General features: G+C 73.9%; 10 protein-coding genes. 3 read left to right on the top strand and 7 right to left on the bottom strand.

All coding sequences use genetic code 11. The annotated features are described in order from the left end of the window. Positions 1 to 102 precede the first annotated feature (102 nt). Positions 103 to 1,029: a LysR family transcriptional regulator gene (locus ACWC1K_RS39290; RefSeq protein WP_450837813.1), complete on the bottom strand. Its 927-nt coding sequence runs from the start codon at positions 1,027 to 1,029 to the stop codon at positions 103 to 105. Positions 1,030 to 1,099: 70 nt separating this feature from the next. On the opposite strand from ACWC1K_RS39290, the gene ACWC1K_RS39285 reads away from it, so the two are divergent. Continuing rightward, positions 1,100 to 1,987, top strand: coding sequence for an SDR family NAD(P)-dependent oxidoreductase (locus tag ACWC1K_RS39285; protein ID WP_450837812.1), 888 nt, complete (start codon positions 1,100 to 1,102; stop codon positions 1,985 to 1,987). Positions 1,988 to 2,103: 116 nt separating this feature from the next. Here ACWC1K_RS39285 and ACWC1K_RS39280 read toward each other — a convergent pair whose 3' ends face one another. After that, positions 2,104 to 3,303 carry an amidohydrolase gene (locus ACWC1K_RS39280; RefSeq protein WP_450837810.1) on the bottom strand — a complete coding sequence of 400 codons (1,200 nt, stop codon included), beginning with the start codon at positions 3,301 to 3,303 and terminating at the stop codon, positions 2,104 to 2,106. Positions 3,304 to 3,456: 153 nt separating this feature from the next. Between ACWC1K_RS39280 and ACWC1K_RS39275 the strand changes: the two genes are divergently transcribed. Continuing rightward, positions 3,457 to 4,020, top strand: coding sequence for a hemerythrin domain-containing protein (locus ACWC1K_RS39275; RefSeq protein WP_450837809.1), 564 nt, complete (start codon positions 3,457 to 3,459; stop codon positions 4,018 to 4,020). A 33-nt stretch (positions 4,021 to 4,053) separates the two neighbouring features. Here the strand turns inward: ACWC1K_RS39275 and ACWC1K_RS39270 are convergent, their stop codons facing one another. After that, entirely contained in the window at positions 4,054 to 4,575 is a 522-nt protein-coding gene (locus ACWC1K_RS39270; protein WP_450837808.1) for a hypothetical protein, read from the bottom strand. Positions 4,576 to 4,742: 167 nt separating this feature from the next. On the opposite strand from ACWC1K_RS39270, the gene ACWC1K_RS39265 reads away from it, so the two are divergent. After that, positions 4,743 to 5,276, top strand: a complete 534-nt coding sequence (locus ACWC1K_RS39265; RefSeq protein WP_450837807.1) for a DoxX family protein — start codon at positions 4,743 to 4,745, stop codon at positions 5,274 to 5,276. A gap of 5 nt (positions 5,277 to 5,281) precedes the next feature. Here the strand turns inward: ACWC1K_RS39265 and ACWC1K_RS39260 are convergent, their stop codons facing one another. From ACWC1K_RS39260 to ACWC1K_RS39245, 4 genes are all read right to left on the bottom strand, one after another. Further along, on the bottom strand, positions 5,282 to 6,058 hold the full coding sequence (locus tag ACWC1K_RS39260; protein ID WP_450837805.1) for an alpha/beta fold hydrolase: 777 nt from the start codon (positions 6,056 to 6,058) through the stop codon (positions 5,282 to 5,284). 60 nt (positions 6,059 to 6,118) lie between these two features. Then, a complete protein-coding gene (locus ACWC1K_RS39255; RefSeq protein ID WP_450837804.1) occupies positions 6,119 to 7,258 on the bottom strand; it encodes an alpha/beta hydrolase in 1,140 nt (379 codons plus the stop codon). Further along, positions 7,255 to 9,639: a thioester reductase domain-containing protein gene (locus tag ACWC1K_RS39250; protein ID WP_450837802.1), complete on the bottom strand. Its 2,385-nt coding sequence runs from the start codon at positions 9,637 to 9,639 to the stop codon at positions 7,255 to 7,257. The genes ACWC1K_RS39255 and ACWC1K_RS39250 overlap by 4 nt, the downstream gene beginning before the upstream one ends. A gap of 78 nt (positions 9,640 to 9,717) precedes the next feature. Next, positions 9,718 to 23,898, bottom strand: a complete 14,181-nt coding sequence (locus ACWC1K_RS39245) for an SDR family NAD(P)-dependent oxidoreductase (RefSeq protein ID WP_450837801.1) — start codon at positions 23,896 to 23,898, stop codon at positions 9,718 to 9,720. Positions 23,899 to 24,036 lie beyond the last annotated feature (138 nt).

Here is a 24,036-nt window from a genome sequence, read left to right as displayed (position 1 = left end):
GGGCCGGGTCACGCCAACAACTGCCCCGCCCGCCCCTCGTGGCGGGTGCAAATGGGGGGGGGGGGGGGGGCGCCCCCCCCCCCCCCCCCCCCCGACGCTGTGTCAGCTGTGCGCGCCCGGGGCGTCGAGGGCTGCGGCGCGGAGGGCGGCTGCCACGCGGGTGACCGGTTCGGTGGGTGGGTGCGGGAGGCGGGCGAGGAGCAGCCGCCTTTGTTCCTGGGGTCCGCCGCGGACAGGGAGGATGCGTACGCCTGGCGGCGCGGCGGGGGCGAGTGTCGCGGGCACGGTGGTGAGGCCGCACCCGGCGGCGACGAGACGGAGTTTGGCCAGCCAGTCGCGGGCGGTGTGGGCGATCTCGGGTCGTTCGTCCAGGCCGGGCCACACTCCCATCAGCCGGTCCTCACCGGAACCGGCGCTCCCGATCCAGCGCTGCCCGCGCAGGTCGGCGACGTCGACGAAGTCGCCACGGGCCAGGGGGTGACCGGCGGGCACCGCGAGATGCAGGGCACGTTCGCCGAGCGTCTGCAGGGTGAGCGGGGGCGACTCGGTGTCCGGCGGGCGGAACGGCGGCATCGAGGCCAGGAGGGCGAGGTCCAGGGTGCCGGCCCGCAGGGCGCGCACCAGCGCCGGAGTGGTGCCTTCCCTGCTGACGACGTCGAGTCCCGGGTCCGTGCTGCGCAGCATGGCCAGGGCCGTGGGGAGCAGCACGGCTCCCGCGCTGGGGAACCAGCCCAGGCGGACCGTGCCGGACTGCTCGGGCAGGCCCGACAGTTCGCGTGCGGTCGCATCGATCTCGTCGAGCACGGTCGTTGCGCGGCGCATCACGACGCGGCCGGCAGCGGTCAGACGTACCCCGTCGCGCCGCCGTTCCAGCAGCTCCGCGCCTGCCGCCCGTTCGATCGCGGCGATCTGCCGGGACACCGCCGACTGGGTGTAACCCAGCGAGGCGGCGGCCGCGGTGAAGGTTCCCTGTTCGGCCACCGCCCGGAAGACGCGCAGCGCGGTCAGCGACACATCCCTGAAGTCCATGACGATTGCGCATACTAGCTGTGCTCAACTCTCGTTGGACTCATGGAGCCCGGCGGTTTTGGCTGGGGGCATGAATGCTTCTCGAATCGCTCTCGTCACCGGCGCCAACCAAGGGCTGGGCCGCGCACTGACCGAGGGGCTGGCGGCCCGCATGAGCCCGCACGACCTGGTGCTGCTCACCGGCCGCGACCAGCGGCGCGTGGCGGACGCCGCGCGCGCGGTGGCGCAGCTGCCCGGCACCCGCAGCCAGGTGCAGGGCCGGGTCCTGGACGTCAGCGACACCGGCGCCGTCACCGCTCTCGCCGCGGAGTTGCACGCACGGTACGGCGGCGTCGACGTCGTGATCTCCAATGCGGTCGCCCGTGTGCTGCCGGAGGAGTCGCAGGCCGCGCGGGCCGACGAGTTCATCGACGTCTCCAACACCGCCACCCACGCGATCCTCCGTTCCTTCGCCCCGATCCTGCGCCCGGGCGGTCGTCTGCTGGTGGTGGCCAGCAGCCTGGGCACCCTCGGCCACCTCGACCCGCGGCTGCACCCCCTGTTCGACGGCGCGAGCCTCGATCAGGTCGAGTCCGCCGTCGAGTCCTGGCGCAGCCGCATCCACGACAAGACCGCCGAGCAGGCGGGCTGGCCCCGGTGGCTGAACGTGCCTTCGAAGGTCGCCCAGGTCGCCGCCGTCCGAGCGGTGGCCGCCGAGCGCCGCGAGCGCGACCTCGCCACCGGCACGCTGATCGCCTCCGTGTGCCCCGGCATGGTCGACACCGCCACCTCCCGCCCCTGGTTCAGCGACTACAGCCAGGCCCAGTCGCCCGCCCGGGCCGCCCGCGCGGTGCTCGAACTGGTCTTCGCCGAGCACGTCGACCCGGAGCTCTACGGCGCATTGGTGCGTTTCGGCAAGGCCCTGCGCTGGCACGACGGCACGCCCCCGGTGGAGCAGGACCGGCTGCTCGCACCCTGAGCGCTTGCCCTCGAGGTCGAGCAGCACATGCCGGCCGGTCCCGCGCGGGAGGATCTCCCGCGCGGGATGACGGGCGGTGTCGGGCCCGGTCCGACAGCGGTTCCCGCCTGGGCGCGTCAAAGGCGGGCTGCGGTGGTGATGCTGCCAACGTGCTCGCGCCAGGCCTGTTCGCGCAGTTCGGCCGACAGCAGCAGTTCCACCGCCGTGCAGGCCAGGGCCTCCGTCGCGGCGAGCAGCACACGGCGGGCTCGGCCGGAGGCTGCTGCGGCGGCGAACTCGGGGGTGTGGTCGGAGCCGTCCGGATCCATGATCGCGACGAAGGGGTGGATCGCGGGCACGCGTCCGCTGACGTTGCCGATGTCCGAGGAGCCCAGGAACACGCCGGGCGCCGGAGGTGTGAGGTCGATGCCCGCGCGGGCCAGGTGCCGGGCGAACCGCAGGGACAGGGGCGCGCTGTCGCGGAAGTGCTCGTAGCGCGGTGTGGCCCGCCCGAAGGTGACCGTCGTACCCATGGCGCGGGCCACGCCCTGTGCGCAGGTCAGCACCTCGCCCGCCAGGTCCTCCAGGGCAGTGGTCGTCGCGGCACGCAGGCCGAAGAGGCCTTCCGCGTACTCGGGAACGATGTTCGTCGCCAGGCCGCCGTCGGTGACGATGCCCTGGACATGTGACCCCTGCGGGAGACGGGGGCCGATGGCGGCGAGGGCGTTGAACAGCTGGATGAGGGCCGCGAGGGCGTCGATGCCCTCGGTGGGATTCCCGGTGGGGTGGGCTGCACGGCCGTGGAAGCCGATGCGGTACTGCGTCTGGGCGGTCAGGGGCGCCCACTGCCAGTTGTGGACGCCGGGATGGAACATCAGGGCGGCGTCGACGTCGTCGAAGACGCCCGCCTCGGTCTCGGTGACCTTTCCGCCGCCACCCTCCTCCGCGGGCGTTCCCACGGCCCATACGGACCCCGCGCCGTCGCCCACGACGGCCCGTGCCGCGAGCGCGGCGCCGAGACCGGCCGCGGCGATCAGATTGTGGCCGCAGGCGTGCCCGAGGCCGGGCAGTGCGTCGTACTCCAGGAGGAGGGCCACCGCCGGCCGGCGGACGGTTCCCGCCCGCGCGGCGAAGGCGGTGGGCAGTCCGGCGAGCTCCCGCTGCACCGTGAACCCCTCGCGTTCGAGCTCGCCGCTCAGCAGCCGCACCGCCCGGTGTTCCTCGAATCCGTACTCGGGGTCGGCGTGCAGGGCCAGGGCGACCTCCCACATCCGTTCCGCGCGGGTGGCCACCTCCCTGCCCACCCGTCCGAGCGCCTCGTCCACGGCGTCCGCCACACCGGCCTCCCGAGGTTTTCCAGGTACGTGTGTCTCTGTGCGGGTTCCAACAAGTCGGCCTCCCACACCGTTAACCCGCTGCGGGACGGGGCACTCGGGGGCTCCGGCGGATCCGGACGGGGAGCCGCCGCTTCTTGGCTGGAGGTGGACAGGATGGGACACGGTGGAAACGTCATCGACGAACTGATGACCGATCACCGGGAGGTCGAGGAGATCTTCGGCCGGATCGAGGCACTGCCGTCCGGCGACAAGGACCGCAAGGTGTATGCCGACCAGGCCACGATGGAACTGGTCCGGCACTCGGTGGCCGAGGAGGAGTACCTCTACCCGGCGGTGCGGGAACACCTCGTCAACGGCAACACCATGGCGGACCGGGAGATCGAGGACCACGCCGGGGCCGAACAGATCATGAAGGATCTGGAGAGCTGCGAGGCGGACGACCCCGAGTTCGACCGTCTCGTGGGGAGGCTGATGAGCGAGGTCCGCGCGCACATCGCCGACGAGGAGGAGAACCTCTTCCCCCAGCTGCGCACGGCATGCTCGGCGGAGGCCCTCGACGAGCTGGGAGACAAGATCCGCCAGGCCAAGAAGCTGGCGCCGACCCGGCCGCATCCCTCCGCACCCGACACTCCTCCGGCCAACAAACTGCTGGCGCCGGGGGCCGGGCTGGTCGACCGGGTGCGTGACGCGCTGAGCGGGCGCGGCAAGCACAAGTGACGGAACACCGCCCGCCACCTGGACGGCCTGCTCTCAGGCCGGAAGCCCCGGCTTGAGCAGGGTCATCAGCTGGTCCTGGTGGAGCGCGGTCACCGGGGCGAGCAGGTCGGGGTGGCGCAGCAGGGCCGCGGCCCGCCGGTCGCTCTCGTCGGGGGCCACCAGGCGCCGGAACGCCGCGGGCGTTGTGGCCGTATGGCTGCCGTCCGCGAGAGCGGCCACCGCGAGGCCGGCCAGTTCGGGGTCGCTCAGCAGACAGGCCGCCCAGCTGGCCACGACCTCGTCGACCCAGGTCCGCCAGGCGTGAGCGTCGGTGTCCTGGCCGCCCGGGTCGTCCGCGCCGGCGATCCAGTCGAGCCGGGCGGATCCTCCGGGGCCGGCCATGCCGACCAGGGCGGCGTCCACCGGGGTGGGGTAGCGCAGCCAGGCCGCGACCGTCACGGCCTGGCGGGCCTGCACCTCGCACAGGGCCGAGGCCAGTGCGCCGCCGCCCGAGGGGTAGGCGCAGGTCAGCCACTGGGCGGTCGCCGCGATGAGCGGGGAGAGGTCTGCGAGCACTGCGGGGCCGTCCGTACTGCGTGGGGAGAGGGCAGGAGACTGTGAAAGACGGTAGCTCGCCGGCTCGGGCAGGGACATGCCCGCATCGGGTGCGGTGACGTGGCATCGACCACAGCGGTGCGGGAACCCGGTGGGTCTCTGCACGCGCCCACACCTTGGAGAGGGTCATGAGTCTTCTGCGTCTGGTCGGCCGCCCCATGCTCGCCTCCATGTTCGTCTCCGGCGGTCTGAACACGCTGCGCGCTCCCGAGGAGGTCGCTCCCGTGGCCGAGCCCGTCGTCCAGCCGGTCACCGAGCGGGTCGAGGCCCTGCCCGACCGCACGGAGCAGGTCGTACGGCTCAACGGGGCCGTGCAGGTGGTGGCGGGTCTGCTGCTGGCGAGCGGCCGTCTGCCCCGGCCGGCCGCGCTCGCCATCGCGGCCACACTGGTCCCGACCACGCTTGCGGGTCACCGTTTCTGGGAGGCGGACGACCCCGAGGAGCGCGCCCAGCAGCGCATCCACTTCTTCAAGAACCTGTCGATGCTCGGCGGTCTGCTGATCGCCGCCGACGACACCGCAGGTGCCCCCTCGCTGGCGTGGCGCGGTCGGCACGCCGCCCGTGATCTGCGGCGCGATGCCCATCTGGTCCGCCGGTCCGTGCGGGCCACGGCCCGGCCCGCCGCCGCGGTCGGCGGGGCCAGGGCTCGGCTGGCCCGCTGATCACCTCACTCCCGGGCGAGGAACCGCTCGAGGGCCGTGGTCAGTTCCGCCGGCTTCTCCACCGGCAGTTCGTGACCGGCGTCGATGATGCGGACCTCGGCGTCCGGGTAGGCCTTGGCCATGCGCAGCATCTGGTGCACCGGCAGCTGGATGTCGTGGTAGCCGTGGATCAGGAGGGTGGGTATGCGGATCTCCCCGAGCCGGTCCAGGACGTCGAAGGCGCGCATGGCGCCGTAGAGCGTCATGACGACCTCGCGCGGGTTGGCGGCGGCCGCCTTGATGTAGGCGCGGACCTCCTCCCGGGGGTGGCCGGGGGCGAAGGCGCGCTGGGTGTTGGTGGCGACGAACAGCTTGTAGGGGACGAGCGTCGAGGCCGCCATCAGCAGTCCCCGGCCGCGGCTGTAGGTCATGCGGGCGATGGAGCCGACCAGTACGAGGCGCTCGACGCGCTCGGGGTGGTCGAGGGCGATGGTCTGCGCGGTCATGCCGCCCATCGAGTGGCCCACGAGGACGGCGCGTTCCACTTCGAGGTGGTCGAGCAGGGCGAGGACGTCGGTGGCCAGTTCCGCGATCGTGGGCACCCCCGCGCCGCTGCTGTCGCCGTGGCCGCGCAGATCGAGGCGGATCACCCTGCGCTTCTCGGCGAAGTGCGCCATCTGGTGGTCCCAGCGGTGGCGGTCGGCCGTCCAGCCGTGGATGAACACCAGGGGCACGCCGTCGCCGTCGCGGGGGCCCTCGTCGTCGTACGTCAGCGTTGCGCCGTCGACTTCGAGCTGCGGCATCGTGCCTCCTGGATACGGTGCGGTTACTGGCGAGTACGTTAGCGGTCGGCGGGGCCCTCGTCACCGGCGTTCGCCGAGGAATTCGAGGATGTGCCCGAAGACGTCGAGGGCGGCGCCCCGGCCGAGGAAGGTGTCCAGGTGGCCGTAGCCGGGGATCTCGGTGTAGGTCACGTCCAGGTGCGGGTGGCGGCGGGCGAGGACGTCGCGGCACAGCTGCTGGGAGTCCAGCCAGAGGCCGTTGTCGCTGCCCGCGAGGAGCAGCAGCGGGGTGTCGATGCGGCCGGCCGCATCGAGTGCGTTGGGGGGCAGGGCCGCGTAGCGGTGGTCGGTGTCGTGCCAGCGGACCACGGTGCGGGCCAGTTCGATGCGGCGCAGGTGGGGCAGGATCCACAGGGGTGCGGGGCCGAGGAGTTCGGCCAGCCGGTTGTGGGTGGTCTCGGTCAAGTGGTCGTGGACGAAGAGCGAGGCGCCGGTGCCCCATGCCGAGTGGTGCAGGATCTGGCAGGTGGGGTCGGGGCAGTCGGCCTTGCGGGAGGCCAGTGCGAACAGTGGCGTGTACTTGGACCGCAGGCCCACCGTGCGGAAGTCGACGGGGATGTGGTCGAGGCGGGACTTGAGCAGTTCCGCGGCCAGGGACATGCGCAGCGAGGTGCGGCCGGCGAGTTTCGGGGTGAGGAACACGCCCTGCGCGACCACGCCCGCCAGGCCCGGGACCAGGCCCGCCGTCATGCTCAGGGACAGGCTGAGGGCGCCGATGCAGTGGGCGACGGCGAAGAGCGGACGGTCCTCGCCGATGCGGGCGCGGATGTGGGAGACGGCGGCGGGGATGTCGTAGAGGGCGACGTCGTCGTAGGTGTATTTCCGGCCGGTGGCGTTGTAGGGCAGGCGGCAGCTGCCGCGCCAGTCCAGCAGCCACGGCTCGTACCCGTCGTCGAGCAGGACGTCGACGAGGTTGCGGATCTCGGGCAGCAGGAACATGTCGGCGGAGGCCGTGTGGCCGTGCAGCAGGAGCACCGCGGGACGGTCCCGCTCGCCGGTGTCGATGCGGGTCAGGCCGAGACGGACGCCGTCCGGGGCGTGGAAGGGGATCTCCTCGACCCGCCGCGGGTCGAGGCGGTGGTGCAGGGGGCGCAGGGTGGGAGTGGTTCTGACCTTGCGGAGGGCCGGCCTGGTGGTGGGTTTCGTCGCCTTGAAGATCATCGGTTGTGCTCCGTGGGGTGCGGGGTGCGGCGCAGGTCGAGGAGGTCGGCGGCGGCCCGGGTGAAGGGTCCGAGCAGGCCGCGGCCCATCTGGAGGCCGAACCAGGCGAGCCACGTCAGCTTGGCGGCTCGCTGCTCCCGGCCGGTGAGACGGGGGTCGACCTGGATACCGTCGATCTGGTCGCGTACGTAGCTGTCCGCGGGTACGACCAACTCGCCGGCCAGGAGCGCGGGTTCGCCCTCGCGTCCGATCCGGACGGTCAGGGCGCGGGTCTGGCGCCAGAGGTCGCGGCGGGCGCGGGCGTGCTTGCGGCCCTCCAGCCACCAGCTTCCGCCGTCCGTGTCGCGCAACAGCAGCCGGTAGCGCAGGAGTTGGTGGGTCAGGCCGTGGTGCTCGGGGATGCCCTCCTCGGGGCGGATCCATACGTCGCCGTGTTCCACGGTGAGCGGCTCGGGGTGTACGGCCGGGCAGGTGAGGTGCCCGCGGACGTCGATGCGGCGCTCGGTGACCAGCTGGTGCATGCTCGCGATGGAGAGCGTGAGGGCCATCGAGCAGGGCGTGTCGGCGGCGGCCGCGACCGGGCCCACCTGGCCCTCGGTGGTCTCGGTGAACCAGAGGTGGGGCTGGTCGTCCTTGTGCGGCAGCCGGGCCAGTCCGTCGCCCGCCAGCCGCTCGAAGGTCTTGAGCTGTGCGCGGGCGTCGTAGCGGGTGGCCGGGGGCAGGCCGAGGGCCTCGACGAGACGGGCGGTGCGTTCGCCGGTGGCCGCCGGTCCTTTGAGTGTCGCCTCGCACAGCTTGAGTGCGGCGGGGCTCTGCAACACCCGGGACAGGAAGGTCAGTTCGGGTACGGGCTCGGCCTGCAGGCGGGCCAGGGTGTCGGTGCGCCAGTCGTCCCAGTCCTTGACGCGCACGTGCATGCCGCCCAGGGCCATGTCCTGTACGACGTCGTCGAGGGTGTTGGGCACGCCGGTCAGGTTGTAGTCGAAGCCCCAGGCGTCGGGTTCGCAGATGACGCCGACCGCGACCCGGCTCACCCAGTCCACCGGGGCGGAGTTGAGGTAGCGGAACGCGGGAACCGTGCGGAAGCGGCCGAAGGCCGAGACCAGGCCGCTGGAGAGGTCCTGGGGGTTGTAGGCACCGGTCTTGGTGTGGCCGCCGATGCCGCCCGGGCGCAGGGCGGTGACGATCAGGCCGTGGTCGCGGGCGCGGCGCAGCGCGACCTCCGCGGCCCACTTGGTCTGGTCGTAGCCCGCGATGAGGCGGTCGGCGTGGGCCAGGGGGTCGTCCTCGCCCATGGAGGTGATGCCGACCTCGTTGAAGACGGCGATGGAGGAGATGTGGTGCAGGGGTTTGGGGCGGCCGGCGGCCGCCAGTTCGGCCAGAGCGAGGGTGCCCAGGACGTTGCTCGCGCGCAGTGACGGGTAGCCGCGCAGGAAGTCCACGGCCGCGGCGACGCCGACGATGCCGTCCAGTTCGTGGGCCAGCTCGTTCCACCGTTCCTCGCTCAGGCCCAGCTGCGGGCGGCGGATGTCGCCGGGCAGCACGGTGATGCGGCGGCGGACCTCCGTCGACCAGGGCAGCCGGTAGCTGCGCAGGGCCTCGCCGAGCCGGTTCTCGGCCGCTTCCTCGTCGGCGGCGCGGACCAGGCAGTACACATGGGCGTCGCTGTGGCGCAGCATGTCGAGGAGCATGTGACTGCCGAGGAAGCCGGTCGCGCCGGTGAGCAGGAGCCGGCGGGGCGGCAGGGGCTCGGGAGCGGAGACGAACGGGAGGCGGTCGGCCAGGGCCAGGTCGGCCAGGATCTGGTCGAGGTCTTCTCGGCGGGCGGTGGTGTACGGCGCGTGGGCAGGCTCGGCCGGCCGTGCGACCGGGGGCGGTGGTGTGCGGGGCGACGGGACGGGCAAGGCGGTGGTCGCCCGGGACTTGGGGTCTCCTGCGGTGGTGACCGCGGGGGCGGCGGCCCTGATGCCGGGGATCCGTGCCCAGCGGCGGGCGAGGCTGCTGGGGCGGGCGTCGGCGAACACCTCGTCCAGGTCGACCTCGATGCCCAGTTCCTCCTCCAGTTCCGCCACGAGTTCCACCGCGTTCACGGAACTGCCGCCGGCGTCGAAGAAGTCGGCGTCGGGCGGGAGATGGCCCTCGGGCAGATGGCGGCCGGCCGCCGCGGCGATGACGGCGGCCAGCACGTCGACATCCGGAGGCGGAGGCGGATCCGTGTCGGGCGCCCCCTCCGTGGCGGTGGCGGAGTGCGCGGGCACGGCAGCCGGCACGACCCTCGCCAGCAGGTCGCTGACGCTCAGACCGCCTGCGCCGCGCTCGATCGACTCCGCCGTCGCCCGCTGGCCTGCGTACGCCGAGGCGTCCTGGTTCGTCTCACGCATGAGTGCCCTTCACCATGTCTGCGGTTCCTTTCGTCTTGTTCTCTGCTTCGTCACCGGTCACTGCTGCTTCGTCACCGGTCACTGCTGCCAGGAGCGGAACGCCCGCAGGTGTTCGGGCGTGACCACGCACTCCAGGCGCTCGTCGTCCTGGTCTCCCCCGCCCAGGGCGGACAGCAGCCGGCGGGCCGGCGCGTTGCGTTCGGTGCGCCGCGCGGTCAGCCGGACCTTGGTGCAGCCGAGTTCCTCGGCGCGGTCGGCGAGCCACTGCAGCAGGCGTTCCTCGACGCCCCGGCCGAGGGCGCGGCAGCTCATCAGCCAGGCCGGTACGTCGAGCCGGTCGCCGTCCGCGCGCAGGGCGAGGAGGGCGATCTGGCCGTAGTCGCCGAAGCGGTCCCGGGCAGCGGCCGTCCACACCTCGCCGTGCTCGCGCCAGCGGGCGACGTCGAGGCCGTCGTCGGAGCGCGGGTGGAGGGTGAACTGGTTGGTGCGGCGCACCAGTTGCTCGGCCCGCGGCACGTCGGAGGCGGTCAGGGGCCGGATGTCGACCTCCAGGTGCAGCCCGGCCAGGAACTCCTCGAAGCCGGCTTGCTCGCGGACGGTGTCCCGCCGCCGTTCCTGTTCGTAGAAGCGGGCGCGCAGCGCGTCCTCGGAGGTCGCCGCGCGCGGCACCAGCGGCCACAACCGGCCCAGGAACGCTTCGAGTTCGGGGGTCGGCGGGCAGGTGACCGAGAGCACCTGGGGCAGGGCCGAGCGGACCTTGGCGATCTCTGCGGGGTTGTCGTCGAGGAAGAGGAAGCTGTCCAGGCCGAGGTTGAGCGTGCGCGCCGCCTCGGCGAGGCGGTCCGGCTTGGGGCCCCAGGCGGCGGAGAGCACGCTGAAGTGTTCCGGCTTCAGCAGGCTGTCCTGGCGGTCCAGGACGGCCCGCACGGTGTCCTCGTCGTTGTTGCTGACCAGCACCAGCAGCGCGCCGGCCGCACGCCATTCGAGAAGCCTGCGGGCCAGCAGGGCCCGGGGGCCGGTCAGGTCCACCGCCTCGGGGCCGGTCTCCCCTGCCACCCCGCCCCACAGGGTCTCGTCGCCGTCCACCGCGATCACCTTCGGGGCGGGGCGGCGCACGGCCTGCACGACCTCGGCGAGGCGCAGGGCGACGGCCGCCTGGAACTCGGGGGTGAAGGGAAGGTGGGCCAGGCGCTCGGTGCGTTCGTCGAAGCGTTCCTCGACGGCGTGCCGGCCGCTCCAGTCGTCGGGGCCGAGTACTGCCGTTGCGGGCAACTCGGTGAGTTCGGCGGCCAGTTCCTGCTCCCAGCGCTGGAGGCGCTCGGGGGTGTGCGCGGCGGGCAGGAAGCCGACGATCAGCGGCTTTCGGGTGCGCTCGGCCAGGTCCCGCAGGGCGGCCGGGTAGGCGGCGCGCAGCTCGGCGAGCAGCGCGTCGTCCACCGGCCCGAACCGCTCCAGGTCCGCCGCCCGCAGCAGCACCACGCCCACTGCCGTCGCCGGGTCGGCGAAGACACCGGACGGATCCCGCAGGCCGGCCAGCACGTGGTGGTACGGGGCTTCCGCGACGGTCGCCGCCGTGCCGTCCCGTGCCCCGTCGTTGAGGGCCGCCTCGCACATCAGGGGCAGGTTGCCGAGGGCGAAGGTGGCGGCGAGGGCGAGGGCGCGTGCGGGGCGCGAGACGGCTGCCTCTTCGACGGGAGCAGGTCGCTCGACGGCAGGAGTCGTGCCCACCGGCCGCGAGGCGTCCTCAGCCGTCTGCGCGAGCAGCCGCAGCAGCTCCTCCCCCAGCCCGGCGGCCGTGGCCGTGTCGAGGATGTCGAGGTTGTGGTCGAGCCGGATGCGGCCGGCCTCCGGCGTCACGGTGATCATGAGGTCGAGGTCGGAGTGGCCGGTTCCCACCGGCAGCACGTCCAGGCCGGTGAGGCTGCCCGCGGCGCGGACGTAGTTGAAGTACACCTCCACCAGCGGCGCGTTGGGCCGGTACAGGCCCTGCCTGGCCAGCACCGGCAGGACGTCCGAGAACATCGCGCCCTTCGTGAGGATCTTCTCCAGGCGGCTGTCGGTGCGGCGCAGCACGTCCTCGATCCGCTCCTGTGCCCTCGCCTCGGCGGGGAAGGGCACCGGTACGCCGAAGAAGCCCACCGCGTCGAACGCGTCGGCGTGGATACGGGTGTCGACCGGCACGGCGAGGACGAAGCGTTGCCGCTCGCGCAGCCTGGCCAGCAGCACGGTCAGGGTGCCCAGGCAGAAGGCGGCGGGGGTGACGGCGAGGGCGCTCGCGGCCGCCGACACCTGTTCCATGAGGCCGTCGGGGATCGTCACGCTCACGCTGCCGGCCCGGTAGGAGCGCGCGGCCGGACGCGGGTGAGTGAGCGTCAGGTCGAGGCGCTCGCTGCCGTGGAAGGCCTCGCGCCACTCGGCGGCGCCGGTTGCGGGGCCCTCCCCCGGCCGCTGTGCCTCGATCAGCAGGTCCAGGTCGCGGTTGGTGACCGTGTCCGTGAGGGCGGTGCCGGAGAGTTCCGTGTCGATCTCGGCGGCCACGAGCAGCAGGGACTGCAGGTCGCTGACCGCGTGGTGGGCGCCGTACAGGAGGATCTGGCCGCGCTCACCGCCGTCGAGGAGTTCGAACCGCCACAGCGGGGGCTGCGCGAGGTCGAACGGCGGCTCCAGCAGCCGGCGCAGCCGGTCGGCGGCGTCCGGTTCCTCGGCTGCGGGTACGGCCGTCCAACGCAGCAGCGGCCGTGCGGGTTCCCGCTCCACCCTCAGCTGCCTGTCGCCCTCGCTGCCGGTGGCGATCGCGGTGCGCAGCGCCGCGTGCCGGGCGGCCAGGCGGCTGAGGATGCCGGTGAGGGCGGCGAGGGTGGTCGGGGCGGTGAGCCGTACGGCGAGGCCGACGGCATGGGCCGCGGCCGGCATTTCCGGCCGGGCGCTGCGCAGCAGGCGCACGACGTCGCGGGTGGCCGGGCGCTGTTCGCTGTCCGGCACTTCGGTGGCCGCTTCGATCCGGGGCGCGGCTGTGCTGCGTTCGGGCAGGGCCGTGGCCAGGGCCTGGGCGAGGCCTCGGATGTCGGTGGCCGAGAAGAGTGCGGTGGACGGGAGTTCGGCGCCCAGCTCGCGGGCGAAGGCGTTGCGCAACCGCACCAGCATGAGGGAGTCCAGGCCCAGCTCCTTCAGGGCGGTGGTGGCCAAGGCGTCGACGGCGCCGCCGGAGACCTGCCCGACCCTGGCGCGCACATATGTCTCGAGCCGTTCCGTGCGCTGTTCGTGCGTGGTCGCCGCGAACACCTGCTTGACCAGGTCGTCGGAGCCTTGCGGGCCCGCCGGGACGGTGGCCAGGTCGGCGAGGAGGGGGCGGGTGCGCGCGGCGTCGGGGTCGAGGGCGAGCAGTTCCCAGTCCAGGGCGAGGGGGGCGAGTTGGCGGCGGCCGGTGGCCAGGACGCGGTCGAACAGTTCGCCGCCCTCGGCGGGAGTGAAGGCGACGAGGCCCGAGCGGCTCGTTTCCGCGGCGCGGGTGGCGTCGGCGGCGACCATGCCGACGCCGGTCCACGCTCCCCAGTCCAGGCTGAGCGCGCGCCTCCCGGCGAGGGAGAGGTGGTGGGCCCAGGCGTCGAGGAAGGCGTTGGCCGCCGAGTAGGGGCTCTGTCCGGCCGAGCCGAGCAGTCCGGCCGCCGAGGCGAACAGGACGAGGTTCTCGGCCTCGGGGACGAGTTCGGTGAGCAGGGCGGTGCCCAGCACCTTCGGCGCCAGGACGTTGAGGACGCGTTCGTCGCTCACGTTCGCGACCGTGGCGTCGTCCAGGACGCCCGCGGTGTGGACGACCGTGGTGATCGGTCCTGCTTCCCGTCGTACGGCATCCAGAGCAGCCGTCAGGCCGGCGCGGTCGGCCACGTCGGCACGGACGACGTGCACGGTGACGCCGCGCTCTTCCAGGTCTTGGATCCACACGGATGCCTGCGGGGTCGGCGCGCTGCGGCCCAGCAGGGCCAGCTGCCGGGCGCCCCGGCGTACCAGCCGCTCGGCGACGACGCGGCCGAGGCCGCCCAGACCGCCGGTGATCAGGTGGACTCCGTCCGGGGTGGCGCCGTCGCGGGCACCGTCGTCCGGACGGGTGCGGGCCAGGCGCGGCACCAGGCGGTCCGCGCCGCGCAGCGCGACGAGGCGTTCGTCGTCGGCGTACCGCAGTTGCGTCCACAGGGCGTCCAGGCCGTCCGTGGGCGGCAGGTCGATCAGGGTGGGCCTCAGCTCCGGGTGCTCCTGGGCAAGGGCGAGGCCGAAGCCCCAGGCCAGGGCCTGTTCGGGGCGGGTCACCTCGGTGCTGTCGCCGGCGGCCTGGCTGCCCCTGACGACCGTGAGCAGGCGGGGCGCCGGGCCCTGTGCCCGGTCGGTGAGCGTCCGCACCAGGTGCAGGGTGCTCAGGCAGCACAGCCGCGCCGCCTCCTGCGCGGTGCGCGCGTCGCCGATCGCGGGGGCGTCGAGCGCGGACAGCTGCACGATGCGCTCGGGTGCCGCGTCCGCGAAGGCGTCGTCGAACAGGCGGGTCAGGTGCTGCGGATCGGCCGGGTCGAGCACGTACCGGCCGGGGCCCTCGATGTCGTATGCCTCGCCCCTTCGGGCGATCACATGGGGCACCGAAGCCGCGTCGAGCCGTTCGGCGAGTTCGGCGGCGACGCCCGTCTCGTCGGCGAGGATCAGCCAGCTGCCCTGCGTCGGCGCCTGTCGGGTGGGTTTGCGGGGCTGCCAGCGGGTCTCGAACAGTGCGCCGTCCAGGGGTGAGAGCGCGGCGAGCTCGAACTCCTCGACGGCGAGGAGGAGTCGCTCGTCCCCGTCGTACAGCCGCACGTCGAGGGTTGCTCTGTCGCCGTCCACGAAGCGCAGTCGGCATGTCGTCCATGCGGGAGCCGACCCGCGTCCGGTGAAGTGCAGCCGTCCGGCCGCGGCGGGCACGAAGGCCCGGCCCGCGGGTGTGTCGTGCGGCAGGGCGGCCGCGTGGAAGGCGGCGTCGAGGACGGCCGGGTGCAGCAGATGGCCGGCGGCGGGCCGCGGGGCAAGCCTTGCCCACGCGGCCGAGTCGCCGGAACGGCCCTGCTCCAGACCGCGGAAGGCCGGGCCGTATTCGATGCCGAGCGCAGCGAGTTGGGCGTAGACGGCGGACAGGTCGGCCTCCTGGCCGCACTGCTCGCGCAGGGCGGCCGGTGCTTCGCGTTCGTCCTGGGCTCGGTCGCCGCTGACCGGGGTGACGCGCCCGGTGACATGCCGCTCCCAGCGCGCGGAGGCCGCGGCCGAGGCGATGGTGAAGTGACGCGAGCCGTCCTCTGCGGGCCGCAGGACCAGTTGCAGCCGCACCGGCCGCCGCGCGTCCAGACGCAGCGGATGGTCGAAGCTGACGTCGGCCAGCGCCACTTCGCCGCCGCCCTGCACGGCCGATGCCGCCTCCAGCGCCATGTCCAGGAAGGCCGCGGCGGGCAGCCAGACCTCGCCGGTGACGCGGTGGTCGGTGAGATAGGCGAAGCGGCCGTCGCGCAGGTCGATCTCGGTCTGGAAGATGTGGCGGTCCGCCTCGTCGCTGGCCTCGATGTGCGTGCCCAGCAACGGCGAGATGCCGCCCGTCGGGGAGGCCGGCGTGCGCCAGTGGCGTTCGCGGGCGAAGGCGTAGGTGGGCAGCTCGACGCGGCGGCCGGCCGGGAAGAGTGCCTGCCAGTCGGGGGTGCGCCCGGCCGTGTACAGCTCCCCCAGCCTGCGCAGCAGGTCGTCGAGAGCGCCCTCCTCGCGGCGGAGCGAGCCGACGCTCACGGCGTCGATTCCGGCCTCGGCGGCGACCGACTCGATGGCGGAAGCGAGCGAGGGGTGCGGGCTGAGCTCGACGAAGTACCGGTATCCGTCGTCCAGCATCCGCCGGATGGTGTCGGCGAAGCGGACCGGCTCACTGAGGTTGCGGTACCAGTACCCGGCATCCAGCCGGTCTCCCGGCACGGGCTGCGCCGTCACCGTCGAGTACAGCGGTGTCCCGGCCGGGGTGCCCCGGACGGTGTGGATGCGGTCGAGCAGTTCGTCGCGCAGCGCTGCCATCAGGGGGGTGTGCGAGGCGAAGGGGGTGGACAGCCGCCGGGCGGGGATCCGCAGCTCCTCGCACCGCCCGCGCAGCTCGCTCAGCGCGTCCGCGTCGCCGGACACGGCCGTGGACTGCCCGCTGTTGACCGCCGCGACGAACAGCCGCCCCGCATACGGCTCCAGCAGCTCCTCGGCCCGGGTGCGCGGGAGCTCCAGGGCGAGCATCCCGCCCTGGCCCACCAGCGGTACGGCCGCCTGAGCACGCCCGCACACCACCGCCACGGCACCTTCGAGCGTGAGGGCGCCCACGCTGTAGGCGGCGGCGATCTCGCCCAGGCTGTGCCCGACCACGGCGTCCGGTGCGACACCGAGTGCGCGCCAGGCGGCGGCCAGTGCCGCGTTCACGGCGAACAGGGTCGGCTGCAGATACTCGGTCCGGCCGAGCGGAGCGAGCGCTTCCGGTGCGCGCAGGACGTCGAGGACCGACCAGCCCGCGTGCCGGTGTACCGCCTCGTCCACACGGGTCAGCTCCGCCCGGAAGGCATCGGAGTCGGCCATCAACTGCACGCCCATGCCGGGCCATTGGCCGCCGTGCCCGGCGAAGACGAAGGCCACCTTGCCGGTCGGCTCCTCGCGAGGCGCCGCCACGGGCCGTCGTCCAGCGGCCAACTCCTCCAGCTCTGCCAGCAGTTCCTCCCTGTCGCCTGCCACCAGCGCGGTGCGCCGCTCGAAGTGGCTGCGGTGCCTGGCCAGGGTGTGGGCCACGTCCGGCAGCGCCGTGTCACCGGTCAGGTGCCCGGCGAGCCGTGCGGCCTGCCCGCGCACCGCGTCCTCGGTGCGCGCCGACAGCACGAACAGCCGCTTGGACGGCGCGGGTTGGTCCTTGGCAGCGGTCTCGTCGGCCGGCGGCGCCTCCTCCACGATCACGTGCGCGTTGGTTCCGCTGATGCCGAAGGCGCTCACTCCGGCACGCCGCAGCCGCTCGCCGGCCGGCCAGGCCACCGCCTCCCGCAGCACGTGCAGCCCGCTGTCGGCCCAGTCCACATGGCGGCTGGGGGTCTCGGCATGCAGGGTGCGGGGCAGCATCCCGTGCCGCAGCGACTGGATCACCTTGATCAGCCCGGCCACGCCCGAAGCCGCCTGCGCATGGCCGATGTTGGACTTGAGCGAGCCCAGGAACAGCGGCCGGCCGGCGGGGCGCGAGGCGCCGAAGACCTCGGCGAGGGCGTTCGCCTCGATGGGGTCGCCGAGCGTGGTGCCGGTTCCGTGGGCCTCCACGTAGTCGATGTCGGCCGGGGCCAGTCCGGACAGCTCCAGGGCCCGCCGGATCACCTGTTCCTGTGCGGGACCGTTCGGTGCGGACAGCCCCTGGCTGCGGCCGTCCTGGTTCACCGCGGTCCCGCGCAGTACGGCCAGCACCTCGTCCCCGTCGCGGCGGGCGTCGCTCAGCCGCTTCAGTACGACCATGCCCGCGCCCTCGGCCCAGACCGCGCCGTCGGCGGCGTCCGAGAAGGACCGGCAGCGGCCGGTCGGGGACAGGCCGCGCAGGCGGCTGAACTCCACGAAGGTCTGCGGGGTGACCATGAGCGTCACCCCGCCCGCCAGGGCCAGGTCGCACTCGCCGGAGCGCAGCGCCTGCGCCGCCAGGTGCACCGCCACCAGGGAGGACGAGCAGGCCGTGTCGACGGCCAGGGCCGGGCCGTTCAGCCCGAGCGTGTAGGCGAGCCGGCCCGAGGCCACGCTCAGGGCCGAGCCGGTGCCGACGTAGCCGTCCAGCTCGTCGAGGCGCGACCCGGCCAGATAGTCCCCGGCGAACATGCCGACGTACACGCCGGTGGTGCTGCCCGCCAGCTCGGCGGGCACGATCCCGGCGCGTTCCACGGACTCCCAGGCCGTCTCCAGCAGCAGCCGCTGCTGCGGGTCCATGGCCGCGGCCTCCTTCGGTGTGATGCCGAAGAACGCCGCGTCGAAGGAGTCGATGTCGTCGAGGAAGCCGCCTTCGCGGGCGTAGGACTTGCCCGGCGCCTCAGGGTCGGGGTCGTAGAGGGACTCCACGTCCCAGCGCCCGGCGGGGAACGGACCCACCGCGTCACGGCCCTCCGCGACCAGCCGCCACAGTTCCTGCGGGGAGCCGACCGCGCCCGGCAGGCGGCAGGCCGTCGCGATGACGGCCACCGGTTCGTCGGCCGCGGCCGCCGTCGTACGGGCCTGCTGCGCGTCCGGCACGGTGGGGCGGAGCTTCCCGTCGACCGGTGCGAGCGCGGTGGCCAGGAGGTGATCGGCGAGGCGGGCGGGAGTGGGGTGGTCGAAGAGCAGGGTGGCGGGCAGCCGGACGCCGATGCGGGTGCCGAGGCGGTTGCGCAGGTCGACGGCCGTCACGGAGTCCATGCCCAGGTCGCGCAGCGGCTGGTCGGCGCGCACGGAGCGGGGCGAAGCCAGGCCCAAAGCGTGGGCGGCCTCCTCGCACACCAACTCCAGGACCCGGGCGGCGCGTTCGGAGTCGGTCAGCCGGGCCAGACGGTCCGCCAGTCCCCGGCCGGCCTGCCGGTCGGGGCGGGGCGAGGACAGCAGGGACGTCCACAGCGCGCCCGTGGCCGCCGCGTTGTCGCGCAGGCGGGGCAGGTCCAGATGCCAGGCGAGCAGGTGCGGTGTGCCGCGGCGCAGGGAGAGCTCCACGAGGGCGCGGCCCTGCTCGGGGGTGAGGGCGCGATGGCCCAGGCGGGCCATCCGCTCCAGGTCGGCGTGTTCGGCGGCGAGGCCCTCGCCGGCCCACGCGCCGAAGGAGATCGAGGCAGCGGGCAGGCCCAGCGCCCGGCGGTGGTGGGCCAGTTGGTCGAGGAAGACGTTGGCGGCCGCGTAGTTGGCCTGCCCGGCGTTGCCGACGACCCCGGCGGCCGACGAGATGAGCAGGAACAGCTCCAGCGGCAGGTCGGCGGTCAGCCGGTGCAGATGGGCGGCGCCGTCGACCTTGGGGCGCAGCACCTGGGCGAGTCGCTCGGGAGCCAGCTCGGCGATCACGCCGTCGGCGAGGACTCCGGCGCAGTGCACCACACCGCGCAGCGGCAGCGCCTCGCCGATGCCGGCGAGCACACCGGCCAGGGCGGTCGCGTCCGCCACGTCGCAGGCTGCCACCTCGACGTCGGCACCGAGGGCGGACAGCTCCTCGACGACCTCGGCGGCCCGAGGGTCGACGGGACCCTGACGGGAGGTCAGAAGCAGTCGGGGAACGCCCTGTTCGGCCAGCAGGCGGGCCATCTGGCGGCCGACCGCGCCCAGGCCGCCGGTGATCAGCACCGTGCCGTCGGTGGGTACGAGAGCGGGGCGGCCGACGAGGTCGAGGACGACGGGACGGCCGGTCGCCTCCCGGCGGCGTAGTGCCTCCCGCGCGGCGGTGACCGGGAAGACCCGCGGACGTACGGGTGCACGGACGGCGGCGCGCAGGGCCTCGGTCAACCGTTCGCCCCCGGCCGCGAGGGGCACGGCGGCCGCGGCCGTGAACGGCAGATCCTCCGGAACCACGGCGACCAGCCGCGCGTCCGCGACCAGCTCGGACCCGGGTGTGGCCTCGGTGAGGACGACGACCCGCATACCGCGGGCCAGGCCCCCGGCCTCGGGGCCGACCTCGGCGAGCACACCGGCGCAGGAGACATGCGTGGGATGCAGGCCGACGGCGTGCACCTCGATCCGCACCTGGGCGGGCCCGAGCGCCTGACGCGCCGCCGGGCGCAGGTTGACGTCGTCCGGGAAGCCGGTCAGCCGGTAGCAGTCCCCGGCCGGGATCCGCAGCACGTCGGCCGGGCGGGCGCGCACCAGTCGCGGTGCCAGCAACCCGCTGTTCCTCAAGGCGAGTTCGGGCTCATCGGCGTACGTGAGGGCAGCAACCATCGCGGTCGCGGCATGACCACTGTCGATGTCGCCGTCGACGTCGAGCAGGGTCAGTCCGAGGTCCGGGTGCTCGCTGCGGGTACTGCGGGCCAGGCCCCACAGCACCGACTGTGCCAGGCCCGGCACGGTGTCGGAGTCGCCGGTCGCGACCGCACCGCGGGTCACCCAGAGGGTCCGCGCGGGCGTCCCCTCGGGCGGGAGGGCGATGAGTTCCTGCACCTCCGTGAGGGCTTGGGCCGCCAACTCCCCTGCCACAGCCGCCGGTTCGGCGTCCGCCGCCGGGCGCGGCCACAGTCGTACGACGGTGTCGGCACCCGACTCGCGCAGCTCGGCTCCCGCCGCCGTGAGGCCCCGTACGATCGCCTTGACGTCAGGGTCCGAGCGGTCACCGATCACCGTCCAGGCCGCACGCCCGCCCGCGACCGGCGCTTCGGGCAGTGCCGTCCACGCCACTTCGTACAGGTGCCGGGCGTGCTCCGAGCCCGCACGCAGGTCCGACGGGTCGGCGGACCGCAGCCGTACGCCTTCCAGGCGCCCCGCCGGGATGCCGTCCGGGTCCCACAGCGTCACGTCCAGGACGAGGTCCGTCCCGGAGCCACCGGTACGCCGCACCACCGCGGTCAGTTCGCCGGTCCCGCCCGGCGGAATGACACAGCGGCCCACCGCCACGGGCAGCAGCGCCCGCCCCGCGGACGCGTCGAATGCGGCGGCCGCCTGCAATGCGGCATCCAGGAGCGCCGGGTGGACCGGATACGCCTCGGCCGCATCCCCGGTCACGGGCGGCAGCGCGAGCCGTGCCAGCACCTCGTCCTCGCCGGTCGCGACCACCGACCGTACGCCCCGGAAGGCCGGGCCGTAGTCGAGCCCGAGCGCGGCGAGCCGCTCATAGGTGTCCTCGCGCCAGAGCTCCTCGGCCGTCCGCGGCCACACGGGCGGCGAGGCGACCGCGTCAGGGCCGGGTCCGGCCGCCGACGCGGTCGCGTGCAGCGTCCAGCCCGCCGTCTCCTGGCCGCGCGGGCGGCTGTGCACGGTGATCTCCGGCACGGCGGCGGAGGTGTCCACCTCGACCGACACCTCGACCGTGCCGGCATCGGGCAGGGTCAGGGGCGCGAGCAGCAGCAGATCGGCCAGGTCGTCGGGAGCATCAGGGCGGGCCACGGCGAGCGCTGCACGGCACAGCTCGATGAGGGTGGTGCCCGACACCACCGTCTGCCCGAACACGGTGTGGTCCGGCAGCCAGGCGGCGGTGTTGGGGGACCACTCGTTGCGGAAGGTCCAGCGGGTCGCGTCGGCCGACTGCAGCTGAATGCCGAGGACCGGGTGGGCGGCGCGGTCGAAGAGGGCGGGTCCCGTTGCGGTGGTGTCGGGGTCGGTCCAGTGGCGCTGCGCGTCCCAGGCGTACGTCGGCAGGTCGGCGGCGCCGGTGTCGGGAACGAGGCGCCGCCAGTCGGTCGGGCGGCCCTGGACATGGAGTTCGGCGGTCGCGCGGTCCAGGCAGGCGGGTCCGGGTTCGTCGCGGCGCAGTGATCCGACGGCGGCCAGGTCGTGGCCGTGTTCCTCGCCGACGGTGGTGACGGCGGTGAGCAGGGAGGGATGGGGGCTCAGTTCGACGAAGCAGCGGTAGCCGTCGGCCGCCATCCGCCGCACGGTCGGTCCGAAGCGGACCGGCTCGCGCAGGTTGGAGTACCAGTAGCCGGCCTCCAGCTCGTCGGTGACCGGTTCGCCGGTAACGGTCGAGTACCAGGCCACGGATGTCGGGGTGGTGGCGACGCCGTCGAGTTCGTCGAGGATCGTGGCGCGGACCGGGTCGACGTGGGCGGTGTGGGAGGCGTAGTCGACGTCGAGACGGCGGGTGAACACCTGCCGCCGGTCGAGGTCGGCGAGGAGGGTCTCGAGTGGTTCGACGTCGCCGGCGATCACCGTGGAGCGGCCGCTGTTCACGGCGGCGACCGACACCCGGCCGTCCAGTGCGGCGAGGAGGGGCTCGACCTCGGTGTGCGGGAGGGCGACGACCGCCATCGCTCCGGTGCCGGACAGCTCCGTCAGGGCCTGGCTGCGCAGCGCGACCACGGCGGCGGCGTCGTTGAGGCTGAGCGCCCCGGCGACGCAGGCCGCGGCGACCTCGCCCTGGCTGTGCCCGATGACCGCGTCCGGTCGTATGCCGCGCGCCCGCCACACGGCGGCCAGGGAGACCATCACGGCGAACAGGACCGGCTGGACGACATCCACGCGCGCCGGCGAGGGCGCGGCCGGGTCGCCCCGCAGGACCGACGTGACCGACCAGGTGGTGAACGGGCGCAGGGCCGCGTCGCAGCGGTCGAGCTCGTCGGCGAACACCGGGTCGCTGTCGAGCAGATCGCGGGCCATGCCCGCCCACTGGGCACCCTGGCCGGGAAAGACGAAGGCCAGCTTCCCGGTCGGCAGCGCCTGCTGGGGGCCGATGGTCAGGCCCGGGTCCGGTTGTCCAGCCGCAAGTCCGCGCAGGGCGTCGAGCAGTTCGTCGCGGCTGCTCGTGCGGAGGACTGCCCGGTGCTCGAAGTGGGTGCGGTGGTGGGTGAGGGTCGATGCGACGGCGGACAGCGGCAGCCGCGGTCGCCGGGCGAGCGCCTGCCGGAGGCGTTCCGCCTGTCCGCGCAGGGCCTCGGGGCCGCGGGCGGAGAGCGGGAAGAGGGTCTGCCCCGTCGGCTCGTCGGCGCCGGCCCGGGCCGAGTCCTGCGGTGCCTCCTCCAGGACCACGTGCGCGTTGGTCCCGCTGATCCCGAACGCGCTCACGCCGGCCCGCCGCACCCGACTGCCGTCGCGAGGCCACGCCCGGGGGCCGGTGACGAGGCTCAGGCCGCTGTCCGTCCAGTCGACGTGCCCGGTCGGGGTGGCGGCGTGCAGTGTCGCGGGCAGCACACCGTGCTGGAGCGCCAGCACGGTCTTGATGATGCCGCCGATGCCCGCCGCGGCCTGCGTGTGCCCGATGTTGGACTTGAGCGAGCCGATGTGGAGGGGCCGGTCCGCGGGGCGGCCGGGGCCGAAGACTGCGGCCAGCGCCCGTGCTTCGATGGGGTCACCCAGGGGTGTGCCGGTGCCGTGGGTCTCGACGTGGTCCAGGTCGCCGGGCCGCACTCCGGCCGCGTCCAGAGCCGCGCGCAGCACGCGCTCCTGCGCCGGGCCGTTCGGGGCGCTCAGCCCCTGGCTGCGCCCGTCCTGGTTGATCGCGGAACCCTTGATCACGGCGAGGATGCGGTCGCCGTCCCGGCGGGCGTCCGCGAGCCGCTTGAGCAGCACCAGGCCGCAGCCCTCGGCCCACACCACCCCGTCGGCATCCGCGGAGAACGGACTGCACCGCCCGGACGGCGACAGTCCGCGCAGCCTGCTGAACTCGACATGCGCGCGCGGCGTCACCAGCAGCGAGGCACCACCGGCCAGCGCCAGGTCGCACTCGCCTTCGGCAAGCGCCCGCGCCGCCAGATGCAGGGCGACGAGTGAGGACGAGCAGGCGGTGTCGACGGTGACCGCGGGCCCCTGCAGGCCGAGGGAGTAGGCGATGCGTCCGGAGGCCACGCTGGAGGCCGAGCCCGTGCCGACATGACCGTCGAGCTGCCCCAGTGAGGCGGAGGCGAGGTAGCCGCTGTCGTACAGGCCGACATAGACGCCGGTCGAGCTGCCGTTCAGCGTGCCCGGGACGGTCCCGGCGCGTTCGATGGTCTCCCATGCGGTCTGCAGCAGCAGCCGCTGCTGCGGGTCCATGGCCGCGGCCTCGCGCGGGGAGATCCCGAAGAAGGCCGCGTCGAAACGGTCGATGCCGGTCAGATAGCCGCCGCGCAGTGAATACGCCGTGCCGGTGGCCTCCGGGTCGGGGTCGTACAGCCCCTGGGTGTTCCAACGGCCGGCCGGTACTTCGGTGACCACGTCGGCACCCGCGGCCAGCAGCCGCCACAGCGCCTCGGGGTCGTCCGCGCCGCCGGGGAAGCGGCACGCCATGGAGATGATCGCGATGTCGTCGTCCCGCCGCGCAGACAGGTCTGACCGCGCCGGGCCGGTGGTCGCCGTCGCGTCGGGCGCGTCACCGAGCACCGCCTCGGCCAGCGCCGCCACGGTCGGGTGGTCGAAGACCAGCGACGGGCTCAGCGTCCGGCCGGTCAGCTCGGACAGCTGTGCCGCCAGCGTCACCAACTGGCGTGATCCCAGGCCGAATTCCGCGATCGGCCGGTGCGGGTCGACGGTCAGCGGGTCGAGCCCGGCCGCCTCGGCGACCGAGGAGACCAGCCAGGCCCGCACGCTCTGCGGTGTGGTGAGGGACGGCTCGGCGGGCTGCATCGCGGACTCGTTCGCAGGCATCGGGGCAGGTGTCCTCGTGAACTCGGCTCGGTGGTGTTTTTCCGTACGAGCGACACGGCAGCGCGCGGGGGCGCGGCGGAGCCATGGGCGGCCGAACGGGCACGTCGTGTACGGGAGTTGCGTCGCGGGGCGGCGCGG

It is taken from the genome of Streptomyces sp. NPDC001492, assembly GCF_053597275.1.
This window is presented reverse-complemented; position numbering and strand designations above follow the sequence as displayed.